Source organism: Thalassospira sp. CH_XMU1420-2 (assembly GCF_037029325.1).
Lineage (GTDB): Bacteria > Pseudomonadota > Alphaproteobacteria > Rhodospirillales > Thalassospiraceae > Thalassospira > Thalassospira povalilytica.
The window spans coordinates 476,517-501,336 of the sequence record NZ_JAYMEG010000002.1; the positions used below are offsets into that span (position 1 = coordinate 476,517).

19 protein-coding genes are annotated in these 24,820 nt (G+C 54.3%); 15 read left to right on the plus strand and 4 right to left on the minus strand.

The annotated features are described in order from the left end of the window. The first annotated feature begins 10 nt into the window (after positions 1 to 10). Positions 11 to 1,318 (plus strand): TRAP transporter large permease, encoded by a 1,308-nt coding sequence (locus tag WA429_RS06995; protein WP_287466589.1) that lies wholly within the window; start codon positions 11 to 13, stop codon positions 1,316 to 1,318. 58 nt (positions 1,319 to 1,376) lie between these two features. Here WA429_RS06995 and gor read toward each other — a convergent pair whose 3' ends face one another. Next, on the minus strand, positions 1,377 to 2,738 hold the full coding sequence (gene gor, locus WA429_RS07000) for a glutathione-disulfide reductase (RefSeq protein ID WP_250284759.1): 1,362 nt from the start codon (positions 2,736 to 2,738) through the stop codon (positions 1,377 to 1,379). A 226-nt stretch (positions 2,739 to 2,964) separates the two neighbouring features. Between gor and WA429_RS07005 the strand changes: the two genes are divergently transcribed. Both WA429_RS07005 and WA429_RS07010 read left to right on the plus strand, forming a co-directional pair. Beyond that, complete coding sequence (locus WA429_RS07005) at positions 2,965 to 3,384, plus strand: DUF4870 family protein (RefSeq protein WP_101248127.1); 420 nt, start codon at positions 2,965 to 2,967, stop codon at positions 3,382 to 3,384. Positions 3,385 to 3,517: 133 nt separating this feature from the next. After that, a complete protein-coding gene (locus WA429_RS07010; RefSeq protein ID WP_228194363.1) occupies positions 3,518 to 4,972 on the plus strand; it encodes a deoxyguanosinetriphosphate triphosphohydrolase in 1,455 nt (484 codons plus the stop codon). Here WA429_RS07010 and drt2 read toward each other — a convergent pair whose 3' ends face one another. From drt2 to WA429_RS07025, 3 genes are all read right to left on the minus strand, one after another. Beyond that, the gene (gene drt2, locus WA429_RS07015) at positions 4,973 to 6,259 is read right to left on the minus strand and encodes an antiviral reverse transcriptase Drt2 (RefSeq protein WP_287466588.1); all 1,287 of its coding nucleotides are present in this window, start codon (positions 6,257 to 6,259) and stop codon (positions 4,973 to 4,975) included. 303 nt (positions 6,260 to 6,562) lie between these two features. Continuing rightward, positions 6,563 to 7,306: a phosphoadenylyl-sulfate reductase gene (locus WA429_RS07020; protein ID WP_101248184.1), complete on the minus strand. Its 744-nt coding sequence runs from the start codon at positions 7,304 to 7,306 to the stop codon at positions 6,563 to 6,565. Next, positions 7,303 to 7,863 carry a precorrin-2 dehydrogenase/sirohydrochlorin ferrochelatase family protein gene (locus WA429_RS07025; RefSeq protein WP_068517228.1) on the minus strand — a complete coding sequence of 187 codons (561 nt, stop codon included), beginning with the start codon at positions 7,861 to 7,863 and terminating at the stop codon, positions 7,303 to 7,305. The genes WA429_RS07020 and WA429_RS07025 overlap by 4 nt, the downstream gene beginning before the upstream one ends. Before the next feature lie 255 nt (positions 7,864 to 8,118). On the opposite strand from WA429_RS07025, the gene WA429_RS07030 reads away from it, so the two are divergent. The 12 genes from WA429_RS07030 (at position 8,119) to WA429_RS07085 (ending at position 24,707) form a co-directional block, all read left to right on the plus strand. Then, complete coding sequence (locus tag WA429_RS07030) at positions 8,119 to 9,174, plus strand: COX15/CtaA family protein (protein WP_287466587.1); 1,056 nt, start codon at positions 8,119 to 8,121, stop codon at positions 9,172 to 9,174. Between the two features lie 228 nt (positions 9,175 to 9,402). Next, positions 9,403 to 10,836 carry a metalloprotease TldD gene (gene tldD / locus WA429_RS07035; RefSeq protein ID WP_287466586.1) on the plus strand — a complete coding sequence of 478 codons (1,434 nt, stop codon included), beginning with the start codon at positions 9,403 to 9,405 and terminating at the stop codon, positions 10,834 to 10,836. Positions 10,837 to 11,087: 251 nt separating this feature from the next. Then, complete coding sequence (locus WA429_RS07040) at positions 11,088 to 12,557, plus strand: tetratricopeptide repeat protein (protein ID WP_287466585.1); 1,470 nt, start codon at positions 11,088 to 11,090, stop codon at positions 12,555 to 12,557. A gap of 2 nt (positions 12,558 to 12,559) precedes the next feature. Further along, on the plus strand, positions 12,560 to 14,005 hold the full coding sequence (locus WA429_RS07045) for a FecR family protein (protein WP_287466584.1): 1,446 nt from the start codon (positions 12,560 to 12,562) through the stop codon (positions 14,003 to 14,005). Positions 14,006 to 14,041: 36 nt separating this feature from the next. Further along, positions 14,042 to 16,324 carry a CHASE2 domain-containing protein gene (locus WA429_RS07050; protein ID WP_287466583.1) on the plus strand — a complete coding sequence of 761 codons (2,283 nt, stop codon included), beginning with the start codon at positions 14,042 to 14,044 and terminating at the stop codon, positions 16,322 to 16,324. Positions 16,325 to 16,360: 36 nt separating this feature from the next. Then, positions 16,361 to 17,476 (plus strand): threonine aldolase family protein, encoded by a 1,116-nt coding sequence (locus tag WA429_RS07055; protein WP_287466582.1) that lies wholly within the window; start codon positions 16,361 to 16,363, stop codon positions 17,474 to 17,476. A 115-nt stretch (positions 17,477 to 17,591) separates the two neighbouring features. Then, positions 17,592 to 18,611: a threonine aldolase family protein gene (locus WA429_RS07060; protein ID WP_287466581.1), complete on the plus strand. Its 1,020-nt coding sequence runs from the start codon at positions 17,592 to 17,594 to the stop codon at positions 18,609 to 18,611. 408 nt (positions 18,612 to 19,019) lie between these two features. Then, positions 19,020 to 20,627 carry an ABC transporter substrate-binding protein gene (locus WA429_RS07065; RefSeq protein ID WP_101248133.1) on the plus strand — a complete coding sequence of 536 codons (1,608 nt, stop codon included), beginning with the start codon at positions 19,020 to 19,022 and terminating at the stop codon, positions 20,625 to 20,627. A 119-nt stretch (positions 20,628 to 20,746) separates the two neighbouring features. Further along, positions 20,747 to 21,757, plus strand: coding sequence for an ABC transporter permease subunit (locus WA429_RS07070; RefSeq protein ID WP_068517235.1), 1,011 nt, complete (start codon positions 20,747 to 20,749; stop codon positions 21,755 to 21,757). Between the two features lie 14 nt (positions 21,758 to 21,771). After that, positions 21,772 to 22,695: an ABC transporter permease subunit gene (locus WA429_RS07075; RefSeq protein ID WP_068517236.1), complete on the plus strand. Its 924-nt coding sequence runs from the start codon at positions 21,772 to 21,774 to the stop codon at positions 22,693 to 22,695. A gap of 3 nt (positions 22,696 to 22,698) precedes the next feature. After that, positions 22,699 to 23,712: a dipeptide ABC transporter ATP-binding protein gene (gene dppD, locus WA429_RS07080; protein WP_068517237.1), complete on the plus strand. Its 1,014-nt coding sequence runs from the start codon at positions 22,699 to 22,701 to the stop codon at positions 23,710 to 23,712. Further along, complete coding sequence (locus WA429_RS07085; RefSeq protein ID WP_101248134.1) at positions 23,712 to 24,707, plus strand: dipeptide ABC transporter ATP-binding protein; 996 nt, start codon at positions 23,712 to 23,714, stop codon at positions 24,705 to 24,707. Before dppD ends, WA429_RS07085 begins: the two co-directional genes overlap by 1 nt. Positions 24,708 to 24,820 lie beyond the last annotated feature (113 nt).

Genomic DNA, 24,820 nt, shown 5'->3' on the forward strand with positions numbered 1-24,820 from the left:
ATAACTTTTGATGTTTGATTTACAGTCTTTGGGCATTGAATACGGCACCCTTGCCATGTTCGTCATGCTGCTTGTTTTTTTGATTACCGGCATGCCATTGGCGTTTGTGACGCTCCTGATTGCCCTGATTTTCACCCTTGGCTGGTTTGGCCCGATGGCCGTCCCCCTGATCACCAGCAGGGTTTATTCATTCGTTTCGTCGTTTGTATTTGTATCGGTGCCGATGTTCGTCCTGATGGCGGCCATCCTTGACCGGTCAGGGGTCGCACGCGATCTGTTTGATGCCATGCGCCTATTTGGCGGACGCCTGCGCGGCGGCGTTGCGGTTCAGACGATCTTTGTTGCGGTCATTCTGGCCGCCATGAGCGGCATTATCGGCGGCGAGATTGTTCTGCTTGGCCTGATTGCCCTGCCCCAGATGCTGCGCCAGGGATATGACAAGAACCTTGCCATCGGGGTGGTTTGTGCCGGTGGGTCGCTTGGCACCATGGTGCCCCCGTCCATTGTTCTGATCATTTATGGCCTGACCGCCAATGTTTCGATTGGTGATCTGTTTACATCGGCCTTTGTGCCGGGCTTCATGCTGGCGGGCTTTTATGTCGCCTATGTCCTGTTTCGGTCCTATACCGGCAACAATATCGCCCCGCCGCCCCAGACCGAAAAAATTCCGCACGCGGAAAAGGTCCGTCTGCTCAAGGGCCTGTTCCTGCCCATTCTTGTGGTGATTTGTGTTCTGGGTTCGATTTACGGGGGGATTGCATCGGTCACCGAGGCATCGGCTGTTGGTGTTGCCGGTGTGATTGCATCGACCATCCTGCGTCGTGAATTCTCGCTTTCGATGCTTAAGGCCGCGGCCATTCAAACACTTTCGACCTGTGGCATGATTGTCTGGATCGGGATTGGCGCATCGGCCCTTGTCGGGGTATTCAACCTGATGGGCGGGATCAAGTTTGTTTCGGGCCTGATTACCGGCATTTCCGATGATCCGACCATGATCATCCTGTTCATGATGCTGATCCTGTTCATTTTGGGCATGTTCCTTGACTGGGTTGGTATCGCACTTCTGACCATGCCGATCTTTGTGCCGATCGTGAAACAGCTTGGCTTTGACCCGGTATGGTTCGGCGTTCTGTTTGCCATGAACATGCAGGTCAGCTTCCTGTCACCGCCGTTTGGTCCTGCCGCATTTTACCTTAAATCCGTCGCGCCACCGGACATCACACTTGGCGATATCTTCAAGGCCCTTTTGCCCTTTATTTGTCTTCAAATTTTGGCAGTCGGACTTTTGATCCTGTTCCCGGGACTTGCCGGCGGATAACAAAACAGGCGGTGCCATACAGCACCGCCTGTTTAAGTTTCAGCTTGTCCAGTCAGTTTTATTCGCCAACCGGGAACCGCATTGTGACGAATTCCTCGGCCGCGGACGGATGAACTGCGACGGTTTGGTCGAACTGGGCCTTGGTCGCACCCATGCGAACCGCAATGCCGATGCCCTGAATGATCTCGGCCGCATCCGGACCGACCATATGGGCCCCAAGAACGACATCGGTCGTTTTATCGACAATCAGCTTCATCAGCGTTTTTTCATCACGCCCCGAAAGCGTGTGGCGCATCGGTTTGAAGGTTGATTTGTAAATCACGACCTCGCCACCCTTGGCTCGTGCTTCTTCCTCGGACAGGCCGACGGTGCCAACCGGCGGCTGACTGAAAACGGCGGTCGGGATCGCCTGATAGGTCATGTGCCAAGGCTTGCCGCCATAAACAGTATCGGCAAAGGCCATGCCTTCCTTGATCGCAACCGGGGTCAGTTGCACCCGGTCGGTCACATCGCCAACCGCATAGATGTTTTCGGTCGTGGTCTGAAGGCCCTGATTGATTTTGACAGCACCGCGTTTATCGGTTTCAACACCGGCTTTTTCCAAACCAAGGCCCGCCGTATTGGGGGCGCGCCCGGTGGCAAACATCACCTGATCGGCAATCATGGTCGAACCATCGGTCAGGGTCAGTGACAGGCTGCCATCAGCCTGTTTTTCAATCGCGGTGACGTTGATATTCACGCGCAGATCGATGCCCTTTTTAACGATTTCCTCGGCCAGATGGTTGCGGATATCGTTATCAAAGCCGCGCAGGATCTGTTCGCTGCGATAAAGCTGGGTCACGCGGGATCCAAGACCGGCAAAGATCCCGGCAAATTCAACTGCAATATAGCCACCGCCAACCACGACAACGCGTTTGGGCAGCTCGTCAAGATAGAATGCCTCGTTCGAGGTGATGGCATGCTCCGCCCCCGGAATGTCGGGCTTGGTCGGATGGCCACCAACGGCAATCAGGATACGTTCGGCCGTGACTTCGCGGTCGCCAACGATGACGGTGTGGGCATCCTTGAAGGTGGCGCGATGTTCAAACAGTTCGACATTCGAGCCAGCCAGAAGCTTTTTATAGATGCCGTTCAGACGGTCAATTTCGGCATCCTTGTTGGCGATCAGCGTTTTCCAGCTGAAGGTCGGCTCCCCCGGAAGGGTCCACCCATAAGCAGATGCGTCTTCGAAATCCTCGGCGAAATGTGCGCCATACACCAGCAGCTTTTTGGGCACACATCCCCGGATGACACAAGTACCACCGACCTGGCTTTCCTCGGCGATGGCGACCTTTGCACCATATCCCGATGCCACGCGGGCTGCGCGCACGCCACCCGATCCGGCACCGATTACAAACAGATCAAAATCATAGTCCGACATGCGGAAATCCCTATTTTCGGTCAATTGACAACATGGCGCCAAATGTAGGGCGATAATTCCCAAAGTCGAGGCAAAACCAAGCAAAGTGGCCGTAAATTTCGTGTGAAGGGCCGTGAAGATCAAAAAGGATGATCAGATTAACCAACCCGAGATAGCATTTTTAAACTTTCGCGCTATATGATGGGCAAGACGCGATGGGGATTGCGATGAATAAAGGAAAAACTCGATGAACGACCATATTCACGGTCAGGACGCGTCTTTTGACAATGCACCGCATTATGCGGACGAGCGTGGCGGCAATACCGCCCTTGTCTGTTACGGGCTTATGATCGCAACCCTGTTTACGGCCTTTGCCACTGGGCTGATTGCGCTGATCGTGTCCTATATCGCGCGCGAAGATGACAATCACTGGACCAACAGCCATTACACATTCGTGATCCGCACATTCTGGATCAGCATCCTTTATGCCATCATTCTGGGCTTCTTTACCTTTGTGATTGGCTGGGTTCCGCTTCTGGGCTGGGCGATTGTCGGCTTGATGGGGCTTTATACCACTGCCTGGTTCATCGGGCGCAATGTGATCGGGCTTTTGCGTGCCCTTAACGGGCGTCCGATTGACAACCCGCAAAGCTGGTTCTTCGGCTAAGCCGGCACTCCAAAGATGCTTTAAATATGGTGCAATCGGCGCGAAATCACTTTGCCCGATTGCACCGGACTCCCTCGCCCGTTAAAGTCAGTCGGAACACAAGACATACGACACGGACAGGGGTAGCACCGCCATGACATTGGCGTCGTCTGCGCAAGGGTCTGGCGATAAAATGCGCTGGGAAAACCTTCTTTCATCTCATCGGCTTGAATTTCGGGATGGTAAAATCCGTCTGCCCGAAGGCGCACCCTATCCGACGCCAGATGGCAGAAGCCCGTTTCAGATCGATGTGGATCGGGTGATTTTTTCCTCCTCGTTCCGTCGTCTTCAGAACAAGACACAGGTTCATCCACTTTCCGATAACGACCATGTCCATACCCGTCTGACCCATACGATTGAAGTCGGGTCGGTCGGGCAGTCACTTGGCCTGATGGCCGGGGCGCATATCGTCAAAAACCTGCCCGAAGGATCGGAAACCACGGTCGCCGATATCGGCTATATGGTTCAGGCGGCCTGTCTTGCCCATGATATCGGCAACCCGCCCTTTGGCCATTCCGGCGAAGATGCCATCAATGAATGGTTCACCACATCGCGCCTTGCCAAGGATGAGCTGACATCGCGTCTTTCCGGGCCGGAGCTTGAAGACCTTCGTCATTTCGAAGGCAATGCGCAAGGCTTGCGCATCATCAGCCAGCTTGAAATGAAGCGCTTTGACGGCGGGCTTAACCTGACATACGGCACGCTTGGCAGTTTCATCAAATATCCGCGCAGCACGTCGGTCCCCGATAGCCGCCGCCGCGAATATACCGGCCTTAAAAAGCCCGGCTATTATCAGGCGGAACGCGATATCGCCTTTGCCATTGCGCGCGTTTGCGGGCTGAGCCCGCTTGACGGGTTTGACGGGGCATGGCGGCGCCATCCGCTGGTTTACCTTGTCGAGGCGGCGGACGATATTTGCTATTCGGTGGTTGATCTTGAAGATGGCTGGGAATTGGGCTGTGTCAGTTTCGAGGAAGTCGAACGTGCACTTGCCCCGATTGCGCGCCATCCGGAAAAATATCAGGGTGATGCCGAACAACGCTGGAAAGACCTTCGTGCCGAGGGCTGGTATGCCGAGAAATCGGAAAACGACCGGATCGGGTTCCTGCGTGGCAAGGCCATCGGCAATCTGGTCAAGGCCGCGGTTGATGCCTTTATCGAACATGAAGACGCGCTTCTGGCCGGCACACTTGAAGGCGATCTTTTGGCCAACACCCCGCTTGGCCCCCATGCCAAGGCCTGCAAGAAACTTGCGGTCGAAAAGATTTACAATGCGCCCCATGTCCTGCCGATCGAGATGGCCGGGTTTGAGGTGATTAACGGTCTTCTCGACAGTTTTGTCCGTGCTGCCATCGACATTGACGAACATAAAAATCATGGCAAGCGCTTGCCGCCCCAGGCGGACCGGATTGACAAGCTTCTGTCGGGCAAACTGTCCGAGGCGCCCGATCTTTACAGCCGCCTGATGCGGGTAATGGATTACATATCAGGCATGACCGACCGTTATGCCGTCACCCTGTTTCGCAAGCTTCAGGGCATTACGATTTAGTCACTTTAGTAGCTTTTCCAGCTGGATTTGAGACTTTCTGAGTTGCTTTTTGACGGCACTCAGTTTCGTCGAGCGGTCCACTCTTTTGGCGTAGCCGTGGAAAGATAAGTTCGAGAGCTTCCAACTATACCTTCGATAGAGGCTTCGAAGGAATACTTGACCTGCGAACGGTCCCGTACGCCTTTTGGCCAGCGATTTTCGGTATGCTACCGCAACCCGAAGCTTTCGCTGGAACTTGGCAAGAGAGCCATTGCGAATAAGCACTTTTTGACCGTCGAAAGTGAGCCCTAAATACTCAACAGGCGCACCAGAAACTCGCTCCCCGTCATAAATATGTCCTTTTGTCTTATCTCTATGGATCAAAAGATTTGGCCCACTGGCTTTCAACAACTCACGAGCTTCCTCTAATATATCCAAGCTATCTGCAAGCGGTTGAATAAAGATGATATCATCGCAGTAGCGCCTGTAGAATATGCCATTACGTTTGCAGAGGGAGTAAACCTCCCTATCAAAATCAATCATATAGATATTGGAAAGCACAGCAGACATTGCGGAGCCTTGCGGAATACCATAAAGGTCAGAATGTACTTTTATAAGTTTGGGAGTTTTTGCTCTAAGGCGAGTTCTAAAATCGGATGCCGAACAAATGCGAGTGATTTTTCCCTTAATAATATCCTGTTCTTTAAGAGAAAACTCACTACAAACATCCTTGATTTTAACTGTGCTGTATTTAGTGAGAGATCTAAATATCTTATAGTGATCCTGCGGCAAATTATCTAGACCGAGAACCTCCAGCCATTTTTCTTTTAACTTCTTATGATCAAGATTTTCAAAGAAAGAAGAGATATCCAAAGTTATAACTTTGGCTCCACCAGTACTTTCTAAAAATTGGAAAGCCTCTACTGCATTAGAATAATTGGTCCCCATCTTCGGTCGATAAGCAATTACAGCTTCGGAGAACGTCTTGTCTTCAATGTAACTTTCGTAGAGATCTGAGAGTTTTCTAGCGTAGTACGAGTAAACATATCCATCTTTGTGCGAAGAAAGTTTAATCGGTCGTTCCTTAGGAGAAACGCTCTTACGCCGTTTAATTTTCTTCCCACTAGCATCTGGCAATTTCTCAGTCCGATAGCGTCGACTGAGTATGACAAATTCGACAAACGGATAGAAAGAGTGCTTAGCAATGTTTTCGGGATTAGAAACAAACGCAGTTGCCGCCGCAGGGCTCAAAGGCTCATCAAAATGAGCAAATTTCTTTCTTCGATACCAATGCTTTCGCTTAAACAATGAGCAAACCCCAGAGCCGGGTTGGCGCGCCCATCTGGCTCTGGGGTGACAAACTCATCTTTATGCCGAGGCACGCACGCCAACAAACTCGTTATGTTACTATGGAGGTGTAATCTAATGATATACACGCATCACAGCGTAAAGATCATTGTCAGGATATTAATCGTCGTTATCCGGCGATTAGTACTTGACGTTTCAAACCTTCATCCTTCCAGCCTAAGTAATCGCTGAAAGCCTACCCAATGTAATTCATTTCAAGCAGAACTCAACCTTAAATAAGCCGTTTGCGCTTTAATTTCACATCTAAATGATGTAGTGGATACCGCATTCGGTTTTGTCCTGACCGGCCCAGCGACCGGCACGTACATCGGTTGAATTGGGATCAACGCGGTCCGTGCAGGGCATGCAGCCAATCGACAGGAAACCTTCGGCCTGAAGCGGATGACGCGGCAGTGCACGATGTTCAAAGATATCTTCGATATCTTCGCGCTTGTAGCCCGCCAGCGGGTTGATCTTGATCCGCGTGCCGGCCGGTTCGATCACCGGAAGGGCATCACGTTCCCCGCCATGGAACCGTTTGCGACCGGTCAGCCAGGCGTCATAGCCTTCCAGTGCACGCTGAAGCGGTTCAACCTTGCGCAGGTAGCAGCATTTCGCCGTGTCCGAGGCAAACAGCATCCCGTTGGGGTCTTCGGCCTTAAGCTTTTCCTCGTCCGGGCGCATGATCCGGATATTGGTCAGGCCCAGCTGATCGACAAGCTGTTCCCGGTATTTGTGGGTTTCACCAAACAGCTTGCGGGTATCGAGGAAAATCACCGGCAGATCACGATCCACCTCGGCAACCAGCGCCAGCAAAGCCGCGGCCTCGGTCCCGAAGGACGAGGTCATGGTCACGCGCCCCTGGAATTCTTCATGCACCATCGGTTCGATCAGCGAAACGCCCTGCAAATGACCATATTTGTCGAGCAGGCGCGCGGCACGATCGGTTGCTTCTTCGACGGACATGGAGCCGCCAGAAACAATATCTTCTTCACGCATGACATTCATGGCAACCATCTCCGCCGATCGATATATTCGTCGGTCTTTTGCAGCAGTGTCTGCATATCGGCACCGCTGGCTTTCCATTTCTCTCTCTGGTCGGACAATTCGCGCAGGCGCTTGTCCCATGTTGGCACCAGCCAGGTTTCAATCGCACGACGGATACGGCCAGCAAGTCGCGGGCTGTGACCGTTGGTCGATACCGTAATCATCAGGTCACCGCGCTGTACCCGCGCTGGCGAAAAAAAATCACAGTATTCTTTGACGTCTTCGACATTGGCAATGGTGCCGACGGCCTTGGCAATGGCGGCAAGTTCGGCTGCCTTTTCTTCGCCAAGGTCGACAATGAACATGATCGATGCCGCATTGACATCCGCCGAATTCGGCAAATAGCGATGCAGACGATCACCGGCCTGATCGACCAGCTCGGGTATCGGGTTTTCTGAATAAACGGTGACGTATTTTGCCCCATCACCGTCAAACTGGCGCAAACGGTTCAGGGTTGCCTGACCGTTCCCAACCAAAGCGACCGAAAGTCGCGTAAGGTCCAGATTGATGGGAAACATCGTCGATCCTCTAAACGTAGTTTCTGTTTGTTGTCCATGACTATGGGTGTGGAAATGGAAATATTCAATACATTTTTTATGTGTTTTATATTTATACAACAGTTTATTTTGTGTTTATTAAGCACGGTGATTTTTGATCCGAACGGGCACCTGCGCCCGTAAAGCTTTTCCTGCAATTTTTCGAAAAAGCCCCTATATTGGGCCAAATTCAGGCACATCTGTGCCCTTGAGAATAACGACCAAGAGAGCGTCCCGATGCCAAGCAGTGCTGCCCCTGCCCTGTCCGATCACCCGACCACCGCCCCTGTTGCACACAAGAATGTTGCCATCTGGCTTTTCGGATGTGCGGCAATGGTCTTTATCATGGTGGTGATCGGTGGCCTGACCCGCCTGACAGAGTCGGGACTTTCAATCGTTGAATGGCGTCCGTTCACCGGCATTATCCCACCGCTCAATGAAGCAGACTGGACCGCCCTTTATCAGCAATACAGCCAGTATCCCGAATTCCAGAAAATCAATGCCTGGATGTCGGTCGAAGATTTCAAATCGATCTTCTGGCTGGAATTCATCCATCGCCTTTGGGGACGGTTGATCGGGGTTGTGTTCTTTATCCCGTTCGTCTGGTTCCTTGCCAAAAAGTCGATTGATGGAACCACCAAGTGGAAACTATGGGGGCTGTTCATTCTTGGTGGTCTTCAGGGACTGATGGGCTGGTACATGGTGATGAGCGGCCTGGTGGATCGCCCCGATGTCAGCCAGTATCGCCTGACCGCACATTTCGGGCTGGCACTGGTGATTTTCATCGCCCTTCTGTGGGTCGGGCTGCAACAGTTTGCACCGCGTTCGATTGCCACAAATGCATCAAAGCGCAGCTGGCAGCTTTTGGGGCTTATTGTCTTTACCGCCCTTTCCGGCGGCTTTGTTGCCGGGCTTGATGCCGGATATGCCTTTAACACCTTCCCGCTGATGGATGGGCAACTGATCCCCGACGGGCTTTATGTGTTTGATCCGGTCTGGCTGGCCCCGTTCGAGGACCATATGACTGTGCAATGGGATCATCGCTGGTTGGCGAAACTGACCTTTGTCATGGTTCTGGTCTTCTGGTGGCGTGCGGGCAAATGGAACCTGACATCTGATCAGCGCTTTGCCACGCATCTGGTTCTGGCTGCGGCCTGCCTTCAGGTTGCGCTTGGTATTTCGACCCTGCTCAGTGTCATCTGGCTTCCGCTTGGCGTTGCCCATCAGGCCGGGGCGGTGGTTCTGGTCGGTACGGCAACCTATGCCGCATACCGGTTACGTTCCGAGAACTGATCAATATTGAACAAACAGTGCCGCGGGCTTTCATAATCGTGCTTTGCGGTCTATATAAAACGCTACGGCAATGGTTCTTTACCATTGACCGAAAAGTACCTTTGACGGCACCGGCCGGCACGGATGGATACCCGGACATCTTTCGGGGGCATCTGGCGTCACGGCCAATTGCCACAAAGGGAAAGTCAAATTGCCCAGGCTGAAATTTTCAGCCCCCAAGGAGGTTCCATGACCGATCTTCGCACCACTGATAATCTGTTTTTCGCCAAGGGCGATCTTGATCGTGACCGGCTTGAATCACAGGTCAATGACGCGCTGGGTACCGCCGAAGACGGGGAACTGTTCCTGGAATATCGCCAGTCCGAAAGCCTCGTCTGGGACGACGGACGCCTGCGCAGTGCGAATTTCGATACCGCCCAGGGTTTTGGCCTGCGTGCGGTTGCCGACGAAGCCACGGCCTTTTCCCATTCCAACGAATTGTCCAATGATGCGGTTGCGCGTGCCGCCGAAACCGTCAAGGCGGTCGGATCAGGTCGTTCGGGCAAGGTCGATTTGGGATCAATCGGCACCAATGTGTCGCTTTATTCCGATGTGAACCCGCTTGGCGAAGCAACGTTCGAGGCCAAGGTTGACCTTTTGGCCCAGATTGATGCCTATGCCCGGTCCCGTGATCCGCGCGTTGTTCAGGTTTCCGCATCGATTTCCGGCAACTGGCAGGCCGTGCAGATCTGGCGTTCGGGCGGCCAGCGCATTGGCGATATCCGCCCGCTGGTACGCTTCAATGTCTCGGTCGTTGTCAAACAGGGCGACCGCATGGAAACCGGATCGCATGGCGAAGGCGGCCGGATCGGCTATGACGGTTTCTTTGATGAGAAAACCTGGAAAAAGGCCGTTGATGAATCGCTTCGTCAGGCTGTCGTGAACCTTGATTCCGTTGCCGCGCCCGCGGGTGAAATGACCGTGGTGCTTGGCCCGGGCTGGCCGGGCATTCTGCTGCACGAAGCCATCGGTCACGGGCTTGAGGGTGATTTTAACCGCAAGGGCACATCGGCCTTTGCCGGGCTGCTTGGTCAGCGCATTGCATCGCCGGGTGTCACGGTGGTTGATGACGGCACCATAAATGATCGCCGCGGGTCGCTTTCCATTGATGATGAGGGCACCCCGACCCAGCGCACCGTTTTGATCGAGGACGGTATCCTCAAAGGCTTCATGCAGGATCGCCTCAATGCGCGTCTGACCGGGGTGAAATCAACGGGTAACGGCCGTCGCCAATCCTATGCCCATGCGCCGATGCCGCGCATGACCAACACCTATATGCTGGGCGGTGACAAGGAACCCGAAGAAGTATTGGCATCCGTCAAAAAAGGCATCTATGCCGTGAATTTCGGCGGTGGTCAGGTCGACATCACGTCGGGCAAATTCGTATTTTCCGCATCGGAAGCCTACCTGATCGAAGACGGCAAGCTTGCCGCACCGGTCAAGGGCGCGACCCTGATCGGCAATGGCCCCGACAGCCTGACCAAGGTTTCCATGATCGGCAATGACATGGCGCTTGATAACGGGATCGGCACCTGTGGCAAGGATGGTCAGGGCGTGCCGGTTGGCGTTGGTCAGCCGACCTTGCGCATTGATGGCCTGACAGTGGGTGGGACCGCTGTCTGATAATCCGGCCAGACTCATCCGGATGCAGGGGTTTTCGCCAATTCCCGCATCTGCAAGTATAAGAAAACTATACAGACAAATCCAATCTCACCGGTCACCTGAATGGCTTCCATCGGCCCGTCATAGTTCATAATCTGTCTAAAGAAGATCAATAAGGTTTTGACGCGTCAGGGTTGAAGTTTGCCACCTGGCTTGATTGTCATGATCAAGTCGAGGCGGCCGTCACGATCCGAGAACTTTTGGGGGAAAGCTTGAAGACAAGCCGATGGCGGCACGGTTCTGCAATTGCAACCGTAATTGGCACACTGGTAATGGGGGTTTCCGGTGCCAATGCCCAGCAAAGCGTTGATGTGCGCACAGATGAAGCACGTCAGCTTTCGGAAGATTTTGACCGCCTGCGAGACGCCACGGAACGTGCCAACCTGCTTTTGCGCACCGACGATGGCGGCGACATTACCTATGCCGATATTCTTGCCAATCCTGACGACATTGTTCTGAATTTCCGCTGGGCCAAGGCGCAATTGGCGCGCGGTGAAGTCCGTGGTGCTTCGGCAACCCTTGAACGCATTCTGGTTCTTGACCCGGATCTGGCGCCGGTGCGGCTTTATTACGCCATCGTGCTGTATCGTCTTGATAGTCTTGATGAGGCACGCGCACAGTTTGACCGTTTGCGCCAAATGGACATCTCGCCCGATGTTGCCGCCAACATCGACAGCTATGTTGATGCCATCGAAAGACGGCGCCAACGGCTTCGTCAGGCACTGACTGTCACACTGGGTTCGCAAGTCGATAGCAACAGGAACTCGGCCCCCAATGATAAACAGCAGTTGGCCACTGGCAGCCTGATCAACATCACAGCAAGTGGTGACAAACCGCAAAACGACATCGCCTATATCGGGGCGCTGCGTTACGACATCAGCTATGATCTTGGCTATCAGGAAGGGCACGAAGTCTTTGCCAGCGTAACCGGTTATGGCAGTGATCAGGTCAGACTTGATTCCCTTGATCTTGGTTCATTTTCTGTTGATGTCGGAACCCGTCTGCGTGGCGGTTACTGGATGCTGACACCAAGTGTCAACCAGACCGTCCAATCGCTGAGCAAGGAAAAATACCTGACATCCCGTTCAGGACGGCTGCGTCTTGACTGGAACCCGCGCCCGTTTTTCAACCTCAATGGCGAAGTCAGCTACGCTGATGAGCGTTTTCAGAATACGAGTGAATCCAGTGCATTGCGCCTTCATTCTGGTCAACGTTATGGCAGCAGGCTGGGCACGAATTACAGCTGGACACCCAATAACCGCACCACGTTTAACCTTTCTGCAGGTAAAAAGGAGGCTGCGCGCAACTATTACAGCTATGACAGCTTGAGTGGCGAGTTGATCCATGCTTATCTGTTTGGTGGGGGAAGTTACATAAGTGGAAGTTTCCGCTATGGGATCGACCGGTATCGCGATCCGGATTATCTGGTGACGGGCAATTCACCCCGCCACCGCATGGATCGCAGCGCACGGACAAGATTGACCTATGGCGCGCCTCTTTCACAAATACTGCCATCGGATTTGTTTGGGGATAGTAATACGGCAAATCAGATTTATGACCTGCTGGCGCCAATCAACTGGTCGATCACAGGTGAATATCTGAACACTAAATCGAACATTCCCAACTATGAATACCACAATGCCAGGGCGCAGATTTATCTGACCCGGCGATGGGAGTTCTAGTGATGCTGAACAATGCGACCACCACCCTTCACCACCGGTTCAAACGCCTTGTGCGCGGTGCTGCGCTTTGTGCCGTTTGTGCCCTGCCCCTGATGCAAACAGCACCGGCCCGGGCCGAAGTCACCGTTGAAATGGCAGGCGTATCCGCCGCTGTTACCGGCGATGTGACACTTAACAAGGTAACAGGCGAAATCGGCATCCTTGTCGAAAGCGGCATGCCGGTCTATCTGGGCGACCGGATCATCACATCCCCCAATTCGGGAATGCAGATCCTGCTGCTTGACGAAACCGTTTTCACCATCGGTCCGGACAGCGACGTTGCCATTGACGAGTTTGTCTATGACCCGGCCACGGGCGATGGACGGATTGTTGCCGATATGGCGCGCGGTGTCATGCGGTTTGTCACCGGAAAAATTCCGCTAAATAACCCGTCGAGCATGGATATCAACCTTCCGGTCGGCTCAATCGGCATCCGGGGAACCATCGGCCTGATCCGGTCGGTTTCCGTCGAACAGGCCAATGCAATTCTGCCGGGTTCTTTTGATACATCCGATCCCGACACCGCCAATCAGCAGATCTTTATGGCGGTCAATCAGGGCCCCGGCCTTGCACGCAACGACACAACATCGCGCCCGGGCGCCTTCGCCGTGACCGATCAGAATGGCAACAGTGAAAATATCACCGGGGAAAATTTCGGAGTGTTTGTTGGCAGCAACGTGGTGACAGAACCATCACGCTTCCCGCTTGGTGCGGCGAGTTTTGACTTCTCGACCAACCTTGTTCGCACGGCATCGCGCAGCGATGATGACAGTGACAGGACCAGCAGTGGCACATCAACCGCCCAAAATGCTGCATCCCCGCAACAAACCGGCCTGACCGCCGGCCAAGCCCAACAGGCAAATGCACAGACCGGCTCGAACATGGCCGGCAGCATCGAAGTGGCCATGGCGCAACTTGGTGCAACAGCAGCATCGGGTTCACAAGCCGAGATCACGTCAATTCTTGGTAATGTTGATACCGCCAGCAGCAATAATAACAACAGCAGTAATGATCCGTTCACCTACGATGCATTGCGCCAGATCACCAGTGGTTCCGTGTCGACCGGTACGATCAATATTGACGGAGCAGACGTGGATTACAGCTTCAGCTCGACAGTCGATTTCGCCAACCGGACAATTGCCGTCCTGTTTTCGAACATCACCCAGACTGGATCGGGCCTGACCGGCAAGGCTGGTATTCTGGATGGCAGCTTCAATCCAACGACCCTTGATTACACCAGCAGCTCGGGCAATGTTGAGTTTGCAAGCGGGGATTTCTCGTACGATCCGAACTGCTCCTCACTCGGATGTAGCGCGACTGCCACGTTCAAGGACGCCTATAATGTCGAATTCAATTTGTCGACCACGACCTACACTTCGGGGACGGACGGCAGCGCGACACTGAACTAGGCTGATGCAGGCTGTAATACGAAAACAGGACCAGACATGCGCCTGAGCAAAAACAGCCTGCTTCGCGTTCTTCATTATCTGATTCCATTGGGCATCCTGCTGACTTGCATCTTTTTGCGGTGGCAGGATGTTCCATTCGTCGATCAGATGCGGATGAGTGTTTTTGACACCTATCAACGTATTGCACCGCGTCCTTTTGAAGATGTCGGGGTGCGCATCATTGATATCGACGAAAAAAGTCTTGAGGAACTGGGCCAATGGCCCTGGCCGCGCACCCGGCTTGCCGGGCTGGTGTATCGGTTGCGTTCGGCAGGTGCACGGGTTGTCGGCTTTGATGTGGTCTTTGCCGAACCCGACCGGACGTCGCCGGCGCGCGTGGTAAAGGACTGGCCCAAGGGTCGTGAGATCGACGAAATCACGGCACTGGCCGAAAGCCTTCCTGATCATGACAGCCTATTTGCCAAATTCATCCGCGGTACGGGGCAGGTCGTCACAGCCATTCAGCTTAGCACCAAAAAGCTTGAAACCCCGCCGCGCCAGATTGGCAATTTCAGTGTTTCCGGCGAAGCCGGGCGTCAATTATCCGATTTCATCGCCGTATTGCCCGGGGCTGCGAAGAACCTTGATGTCATAGAAGAAGCCGCAAGCGGCAACGCCCTGGTCAATGTTTCACCCGGTCAGGATGGGGTGGTCCGGCGGGTTCCGTTGCTGGCCGCCCTTGACTATGACCTGCCTGCGATTGGCATGCCGATCTATCCGACCCTGTCGATGGAGATGCTGCGCGTTCTGCAAGATGCCCCGCGAACCATGAATGTCCGTCTTTCGGGTGCAAGCGGCAGCGCCCGCTGGACCCAGTCCGAAGGGGTCGAAGCCATCCGGGTTGGCGCGGTCACCATCCCGACCGACTATGCCGGTTATATGTGGGTGCATTTTACCGGTCATAAGCCCCAACGTTACATTTCAGCCGTTGATGTCATGACCGACAAGCTGCCAGCCGACAGCCTGCGCAACACATATGTTCTGATCGGCACCAGCGCAGCCGGGCTGCTTGATTTGCGCTCAACCCCGCTTGACCGGGTTCTTCCCGGTGTCGAGGTCCATGCCGAAATGCTTGAACAGATGCTGCTTGGGCATTTTTTGACCCGCCCCTATTGGGCCGCGGAAAGCGAAAGCCTTGCCCTGCTTTTGATCGGTCTGTTTTTTGTGTTTGCGGTCCCGCGACTTGGCGCGGTCTGGCCAGCCGTGATTGGCGGCACCCTTGCATTCGGTGCGGCTGGCATTTCCTGGTGGGCATATGATGCCAAACTGCTGCTGATTGATCCGGTCTATCCGCTGGTCAGTTTGCTGGCAGTGTATCTTGCCACCAGTTCAATCGGCTTCATGCGGACCGAAGGCGAACGCCGCCAGGTGCGCACGGCATTTGGCAACTATTTGTCCCCGGCACTGGTCAATGAATTGTCGCGCCATCCCGAACGCCTGAAACTGGGCGGTGAAACCCGCGACATGACATTGATGTTTTGTGATGTCCGCGGATTTACATCCATTTCCGAAGGTTTCAAATCAAATCCGCAAGGATTGACACGCCTGATCAACCGGCTACTGACACCTTTGACCAAATGCATTCTCGATCGCGAAGGCACCATCGACAAATATATGGGCGACTGCATCATGGCCTTCTGGAATGCGCCGCTTGATGTGGAAAACCACGCCCATCATGCGTGTGACAGTGCCCTTGCCATGCGACAAGCACTTGATGTTCTCAATACCGAACGCCTTGCCGAAGCCAAACGCGACAATGAGCCTTTCCTGCCGCTGAATATCGGGATCGGGATCAATTGCGGGGATTGCCTGGTCGGCAATATGGGATCCGATCAGCGGTTTGATTATTCGGTGCTGGGCGATGCGGTCAATCTGGCGTCGCGCCTTGAAGGCCAGTCAAAAAATTACGGTGTTGATATCGTCCTAGGCGAAGAAGTCGCCAAACGGGTGGAAAACGATTTCGCCACCCTTGAACTTGACTTGATTGCGGTCAAAGGCAAAAGCGAAGCTGTCCACATCTTTGCACTGCTTGGCGATGGCAAGCTGTGCCAGACCGACGCATTCCGAAACTGTGCAGCACTTCATAAATCCATGCTTGCAGCCTATCGCCAGCAACAGTGGCAAGAGGCCGAAAACCTGATTGCGCAATGTCGTCAGGCATCACGCGGTATTGGCGCGCTTGCAGGTCTGTATGACATGTATGCCGACCGCATTGCCACATTCCGCACAAGCCCGCCGCCAGCGGACTGGAACGGGGTGTTTGTAGCAACCAGCAAATAGCTGGCTTGCCAAAAGGCCGGTTTCGCAACACTGTGAATGAAAACAGGCAGTCTTGATGGTGGCTGGAAAATACAGGCCACTACCGGATTGATTGCCACCTGCCTTGCGCCCCACCAATGTAACGAGGCCCTGATGAATTTCTCGTCTGATAACGTGTCGCCAATCTGTCCGGAAATATTGAACGCGATCGCCGCCGAAAGCGAAAGTGCCGCCCTTCCATACGGCGCAGATGATAAAAGCAGGCAACTTGATGCTGCCTTTTCCAGATTGTTTGGCACAGATGTATCGGTGGTGCCGGTGGCGACCGGGACGGCGGCCAATCTTATCGGATTATCCGGGCTTGTTTCCCCGTTTGGCGGGATCGTTTGCCACCATCACGCCCATATCAATATGACGGAATCAACCGGTGTGGCCTTTTATGGCAATGGCGCCAAGCTTCTGGGCATTGACGGTCCGTCCGCCAAGATCGAGGCCGAAACCCTTGACCGGTATCTGAGCACCCATATTTCCAATGGCATGCATTCGGTTGATCCGGAATGTGTTGCCATCACCCAAAGTACGGAATTCGGAACGGTTTATGACGTTTCGGAAATTCAGGCGATCGGCAAGGTCTGCCAGAAACATCAGACCCGTCTTTTCATGGATGGTGCACGTTTTGCCAACGCTGTCGCAGCCCTTGATTGTCATCCGGCCGACATCACCTGGAAGGCTGGTGTTGATGTTCTGAGCTTCGGGGCGACAAAGAATGGCGCATTGGCGGTTGATGCGATTGTGCTGTTTGACCCGGCTTTGCGCCGCCACACCGAAAAAAACCGCAAACGCGGCGGACACCTGTTTTCAAAGCACCGCTATCTTGCCGCGCAATTGCTGGCATATCTGGAAGATGATCTTTGGCTGCGCAACGCCCGCCACGCCAATGAAGCAGCCAAAGAACTGCAAAAAAGCCTTGAACAGCTTGGTGCAACTGCGGCCTTTCCGCCGCAAGGCAACGAGCTGTTCATGCATATGAATGACGATCTTGCCAAACGTCTGGGCGACAATGGTCTGGTATTCCGCCCGTGGGGGTCCATTGGCCCGGATGCCTATCGGTTTGTCTGTGCCTGGAACAGCCCGATTGAGGCCATCCGCGATCTGCCACGCACACTTGCCTGATCCGCGCTGTTTGCCAAAATAACGCCCGCCGTGTGATAAGCATTCAAAGCCCGCCTGCCCGGTTGCACCCGATCAGGGTTCACCGGACTGCCACCAGATAACTGCGAGATAGAAGATGAATTTTGCCTCAGACAATGTGTCGCCCTTTTGCCCGGAAGTCCTTGAAGCCCTGAGCGCAGAAGCCAAAAGCAACGCCCCGGCCTATGGCGGTGATGACATCAGTCAGCAACTTGACCATGCCTTTTCCGAATTGTTTGACAAGGAAGTGGCCGTCATCCCGGTTGCGACCGGCACAGCGGCCAATTGCATCAGCCTGTCGGCACTTGTGTCCCCGTATGGCGGCATCATTTGCCATCACGAGGCCCACATCAACGAAGATGAAAGCACCGGGGTGGCCTTTTTCACCGGCGGGGCAAAACTGATTGCGATGGACGGCCCGACCGCCAAGCTTGAAGCAGACGCCCTTGACGGCTTTGTTGCCGGTCAGGTCAATCGCGGGGTGCATTCAGTTACCCCGGAATGCGTTGCCATCACCCAGGCCACCGAACTTGGCACGGTCTATCGCCCGGACGAGGTTGCGGCCATTGGCGATGTGTGCCGCAAACACGGTCTGCGCCTGTTCATGGATGGCGCACGTTTTGCCAATGCGGTTGCCCATCTTGATTGTTCCCCGGCAGACATCACCTGGAAAGCCGGCGTGGACGCCATCAGTTTTGGCGCCACCAAAAATGGTGCAATGGCGGTTGATGCCATTGTGCTGTTTGACACAAGCCTGAAACATCGGGTCGAGCAGGCCCGCAAACGCAGTGGTCATTTGCATTCCAAACATCGCTATCTGGCGACCCAGCTTCTGGCCTATGTCAAAAATGACGTGTGGCTCAAGAATGCCGCGCATGCCAACAAGGCCGCCGCGACCCTTGGCAACATCCTGATCGGGCGTGGTGCAAGTCTGGCCCATCCGGCCGATGGCAACGAACTGTTTGTCAAACTGTCGCCCGAACTGGCTTCGCAATTGCGGCACGCCGGGGTGATGTTCCATCCGTGGCCGTCACTCGGGGCGGATATCTATCGCTTTGTTGCGGCCTGGAACACGGATATCGGGCAAATCACCGAACTGAATACTACCCTGGGGTAGTAAACTGGCTTTCGGACCGGCTTGCGAATCAAACGAATCATTAAAATTCAACGGATTATGAATCGTTTAAAAGCACATCTGAATGACGTGATATTCATCCTTGCCGGTCCGAGCCCCGAAAAAAATGCACATCTCCCATACGTAAATGTTGGGGTGATTTTCATAAAAATAACAAACACTTGACATAAATTCATCATTCAGATGTCATGTCCAAACTACGTAGAACCACGCAGCAAGCGTTGACGATACGTAGAAACCCTGATTATTTTCCCTCGTCGATTGCCAACATAAATTTCTGTTGGATCGGGTAAACCCCGTCCGTTCCAATATGGCGAAGTCAAACATGACCTGAACAAGATCATGCAGGCCGCCTTGATTTGCACGGACCAGCCTTGAGGGAGGCATTTAATGAAAGCGAATTTCGTCAAAGTGGCGATTGGTGCAGGCCTGCTTGCGGCCACTGCACTTGCTGCTCCGACCGCCGCTTCGGCAAAAACCCTGGTATATTGCTCGGAAGGTAGCCCGGAAGGCTTCAACCCGTCGCTTTACACCGCAGGTACCACGTTTGATGCTTCTTCGCGTCAGATCTACAACCGTTTGGTACAGTTCAAACGCGGTACCACCACCATCGTTCCGGGTCTTGCGACCAGCTGGGACGTTTCGGCTGATGGTCAGGAATATACCTTTAACCTGCGTAAAGGTGTGAAGTTCCACACGACTGACCTGTTCACCCCGACCCGTGATTTCAATGCTGATGACGTGATCTTCACCTTCATGCGTCAGTTTGACAAAAATCATCCGTATCATGGTGTTTCCGGCGGCTCGTACGAGTACTTCAACGCAATGTCCATGCCGGACCTGATCAAGGACATCGTCAAAGTTGACGATTACACCGTTAAATTTGTTCTGAACCGTCCGGAAGCACCGTTCATCGCCAACATGGCAATGGATTTCGCATCCGTTCTGTCGGCTGAATATGCAGACAAGATGATGGAAGCCGGCACGCCGGAGCAGGTTGACCTTGAGCCGGTCGGCACCGGTCCGTTCCAGCGCATTCAGTATCAAAAAGATGCGGTCATCCGTTACAAGGCATTCCCGGAATATTGGGAAGGCAAAGCCGCAATCGACAACCTGATCTTTGCCATTACCCCGGACAGCACCGTTCGCTACCAGAAGCTTAAAGCTGGCGAATGCCATGTCATGCCGTACCCGAACCCGGCTGACCTGACCGAGATGGATGCAGACGCGTCAATCAACCTGATGAGCCAGGAAGGTCTGAACGTTGGCTATCTGGGCTACAACACCCAGAAAGAACCGTTCACCAATCCGAAAGTCCGTAAAGCACTGAACATGGCGATCAACAAAGACGCCATCATCGAAGGTGTTTATCAGGGTGCCGGTGCTGCTGCCAAAAACCCGATCCCGCCGACCATCTGGTCTTACAACAACGACACCGTTGATGACCCGTATGATCCGGAAGCTGCAAAAGCAATGCTTGCAGAAGCAGGTTTCCCGGAAGGCTTCAAAACCGACATCTGGGCCATGCCGGTTCAGCGTCCTTACAACCCGAACGCACGCCGTATGGCCGAGCTGATTCAGGCTGACTGGGCGAAAATCGGTGTTGATGCCGAAATCGTGTCTTACGAGTGGGGCGAATACCTTGAGCGCACCAAAAAAGGTGAACAGGGTACCTTCATGCTCGGTTGGACCGGTGATAACGGCGACCCCGACAACTTCCTTGCTGTTCTGCTTGGCTGCGATGCAGTTGGCGGCTCGAACCGTGCACAGTGGTGCAACGAAGAGTTCGACAAGCTGATCCAGCAGGCAAAAACCACCTCGGACGTTCTTGAGCGTACCCGTCTGTACGAAGAAGCTCAGCTGGTCTTCAAACGTGAAGCACCGTGGGCAACCATCGCACACTCGATCGTTTTCGAACCGATCCGTAACGAAGTCGTTGACTACAAGATTGATCCGTTTGGCGGTCACATCTTCTATGGCGTCGACATCAAAGAATAAGACGACCTAAAACCTTGTCGAAGAGGCCCGGTCTTCCGGGCCTCTTTGCAATTCCGCAATAGAGAGAGACGTCCACCCGTGCCGAGAACACGCGTGGATGCACAAAAAGGCCCGATGGCATGCTAGGATTCCTGTTTCGCCGTTTGGGGGACATCATCCCGACCTTCTTCGGTGTCACCCTTCTGGTATTCTTCCTGATACGCCTCATTCCCGGCGACCCGATTCTGATGATGGCCGGTGAACGTGGTGTTGATGCAGCACGATACGCAGAACTTCAGGCACAATACGGTTTCGACCAACCGATTATCGTTCAGTATTTCGATTACCTGATGGGCGTATTCCAGGGTGATCTGGGCAAATCGTTTGTCACCAAGAAGCCGGTCATTGAAGAATTCCTGACTTTGTTCCCGGCAACGGTTGAACTCAGCATCATGGGGATCCTGTTTGCCGTTATCCTGGGTGTGCCGCTCGGTGTGCTGGCTGCCATCCATCGTGGAAAATGGATCGACCATCTGACCATGTCAGTTTCCCTGACCGGGTATTCGATGCCGATTTTCTGGTGGGCGCTTCTTCTGATCATGTTCTTTTCGACAACACTTGGCTGGACCCCCGTTTCCGGGCGTCTGTCGGTGCTGTACTACATTCAGCCAACCACGGGCTTCATGCTGATCGATACCCTGATCAGTGATGAAAAAGGTGCCTTTATCAGCGCGCTGCGCCATATGATCCTGCCAACGGTGGCGCTTGGCACCATCCCGATGGCCGTGATCGCGCGTATGACACGTTCTTCGATGCTTGAAGTTCTCGGCGAAGAATATATCCGCGTTGCCCGTGCCAAAGGTCTGGCACCGATCCGTGTCATCATGGTCCACGCCCTGCGCAATGCCCTGATCCCGGTTATCACCGTCATCGGCCTTCAGGTCGGCGTGTTGCTGGCCGGTGCGATCCTGACCGAGACGATCTTCTCCTGGCCGGGCATTGGCAAATGGATCATCGAAGCCATGAACCGTCGCGATTATCCGACCATTCAGGGCGGCATTCTGATGATTGCCTTCCTGGTTATGGGCGTGAACCTGATCGTCGATCTTCTGTACGGGATTGTTAACCCCCGTATTCGTCATAAACGCTAAGGGGACTGCGAAAGATGAGCGAGAATACCACCCCGTCCGCAGCCCCGGCAGCCAATGTCGCAGAGCCGATTGGTGCTCCGCCCAGCCCGCTGCGCGAAACCTGGGACTATTTCCGTAAGAACCGTGGTGCTTATGTCGGATTGATGGTCATTGCCTTCATCCTGTTCCTGGCACTGACCGCCCAATGGATTGCACCGTTTGATCCGATTGCACAGGACCGCACCGCGTTCCTGAAACCGCCGGTCTGGATGGAAGGCGGAGACCCGCGTTACCTGCTTGGAACCGATGCGGTTGGCCGCGATATCCTGTCGCGTCTGATCCATGGTGCACAGCTGTCGGTATCGATCGGCGTGTTCGTTGTGATCCTGTCGATGATTTCGGGCATTTGCCTTGGCATGGTTGCGGGTTATTTCCGCGGCTGGGTCGAAGTTTGCATCATGCGCCTGATGGACATCATGCTGGCCCTGCCCAGCCTGATCATGGCGCTTGCCATTGTCGCCATCCTCGGCCCGGGTCTTGAAAACGCCATGCTGGCCATCGCGATCGTCCAGTTGCCGCATTATGTGCGTCTGACCCGTGCATCGGTGGTATCCGAACTGAACAAGGAATATGTCATCGCATCGCAGATTGCCGGTGCCGGACATATGCGCCAGATGTTTGTGAACATTCTTCCGAACTGCATGGCGCCCCTGATTGTTCAGGGCACCCTTGGTATTTCGAGTGCGATCCTTGACGCTGCTGCCCTTGGCTTCCTTGGCCTTGGTGCACAGCCGCCGCTGCCGGAATGGGGCACCATGCTGTCCGAAGCCCGTGAATTCGTGGGTTCGGCCTGGTGGGTGATCACCTTCCCCGGCCTTTGCATCCTTGTCACCGTGCTTGCCTTCAACCTGATGGGTGATGGTCTGCGCGATGCCCTTGATCCCAAGATGAAACGGTAAGTCATGGCTCTTCTCGAAGTAAAAAACCTGACAGTCGAGTTCGGCTCCGAAGACAAGCCGTTTCGCGCTGTTGACTCAGTAAGCTATTCCGTCGATCGCGGCGAAGTCCTTGGCATCGTCGGTGAATCGGGTTCCGGTAAATCGGTATCGTCCCTGGCCGTTATGGGCCTGATCGACTTCCCCGGGCGTGTTACCGCAGATGCCCTGACCTTTGATGGTCAGGATCTTCTGGGCATGCCCGCCAAGCGTCGTCGTGAAATCACCGGCAAAGACATCGCCATGATCTTTCAGGATCCGATGTCGGCGCTTAACCCGTGCTTCACGGTCGAAGCCCAAATCATGGAGGCCCTCAAGGTCCATGAAGGCGGTACCAAGAAGCAGCGTCGCGAACGCACACTCGAACTTCTTAATCAGGTTGGCATTCCCGATCCGAAGTCGCGCATGACCGCCTATCCGCATCAGCTGTCGGGCGGCATGAGCCAGCGTATCGTCATTGCCATGGCGATTGCCTGCAAGCCGCGCCTTTTGATCGCCGATGAACCGACCACGGCGCTTGATGTCACCATTCAGGCCCAGATCATTGATCTTCTTCTCAAGCTTCAGGAAGACAGTGACATGGGGCTGATCCTGATCACCCACGATCTGGCACTGGTGTCCGAAGCTGCCAACCGCATTCAGGTCATGTATGCCGGCCAGCTGTTTGAAAGCGGCCCGGCCGACAGCATCTTTGCCGCCCCGCGTCATCCCTATACGCAGGCGCTGCTCGAAGCATTGCCGGAACGTTCAGAAGGCCATGACCGCCTGCGCACCATCCCCGGCGTGGTACCGGGTCAGTATGACCGCCCGACGGGCTGTCTACTGGCACCGCGTTGCCGCTACGCCAATGAAAGCTGCATCACCGCCCGTCCGGAAGTCCGTGACTTCAACGGACGCGATGTCCGCTGCTTCTATCCGCTAAACGATCAGGGCCAGCCCACCGGCCTGACTGCCGATATGGCCACCGGGGAGAATGTATAATGAGCTTTCTGGAAACCAAACCCGGTGTTCCGCTTCTGGAATCCGATAATCTTGTCCGCCATTACGACGTCAATCGCGGCTTTGGCAAACCCAATGCCACGGTCAAGGCGCTTGATGGCGTATCCTTCACGCTCGAAGCCCAGAAGACCCTTGCGGTTGTTGGTGAATCGGGTTGCGGCAAATCGACCCTTGGCCGTCAGTTGACTCTGATTGAACAGCCAAGTGCCGGCGAACTGAAAATCAACGGCAACACGGTCGGCAACCTGTCGGACAAGGAAGCCAAACTGTTCCGTCGCACGGTTCAGATGATTTTCCAGAACCCTTACGGGTCGCTGAACCCGCGCAAAAAGGTCGGTCAAATCCTGGCCGAGCCGGTTTTGCTGAACATGGATCAGCTGGGTCGCAAGGAACGCGAAGAACGTGTGCGCGAAACCATGGCCAAGGTTGGCCTGCGCCCCGAGTTCTATCAGCGTTATCCGCATATGTTCTCGGGCGGGCAGCGTCAGCGTATCGCGATTGCCCGTGCGCTTATTCTTGAACCGAAAGTCATCGTTGCCGATGAACCGGTTTCGGCCCTTGATGTGTCGGTCCAGGCACAGGTTCTCAACCTGATGATGGACCTTCAGGAAGAGATGAATGTCGCCTATGTTTTCATCTCTCATGATCTTTCTGTCGTCAGACATATTGCAGATGACGTCATGGTGATGTATCTCGGGCGCGTCGCTGAAAAAGGACCGACCGAAGAAATCTTTGCCAAGCCGCTGCACCCCTATACACGGGCGCTTCTGGCATCGGCACCGAAGATCGACCCGGCACATCGTGTAAAGGCAGAACCGCTTACCGGTGAATTGCCTTCGCCGATCAATCCGCCTTCGGGCTGTGCGTTCCATAAACGCTGCCCGTTTGCGACCGAGGAATGCGCAAAAGTTCGTCCCGAACTGCGCACATTCGAAGGCCGCGAGGTGGCATGCCATCGGGTCGAAGAAATCGCCTGAGAACAGGCGATCACCCGGATGTCCGGGTAGACAAGGGAGCAAGGGGGCGCGCTTTAACGAGCTGCGCCCCTGCGCATTTCTGCATGAAAATGGATTGAATGCGGTGCACCTGT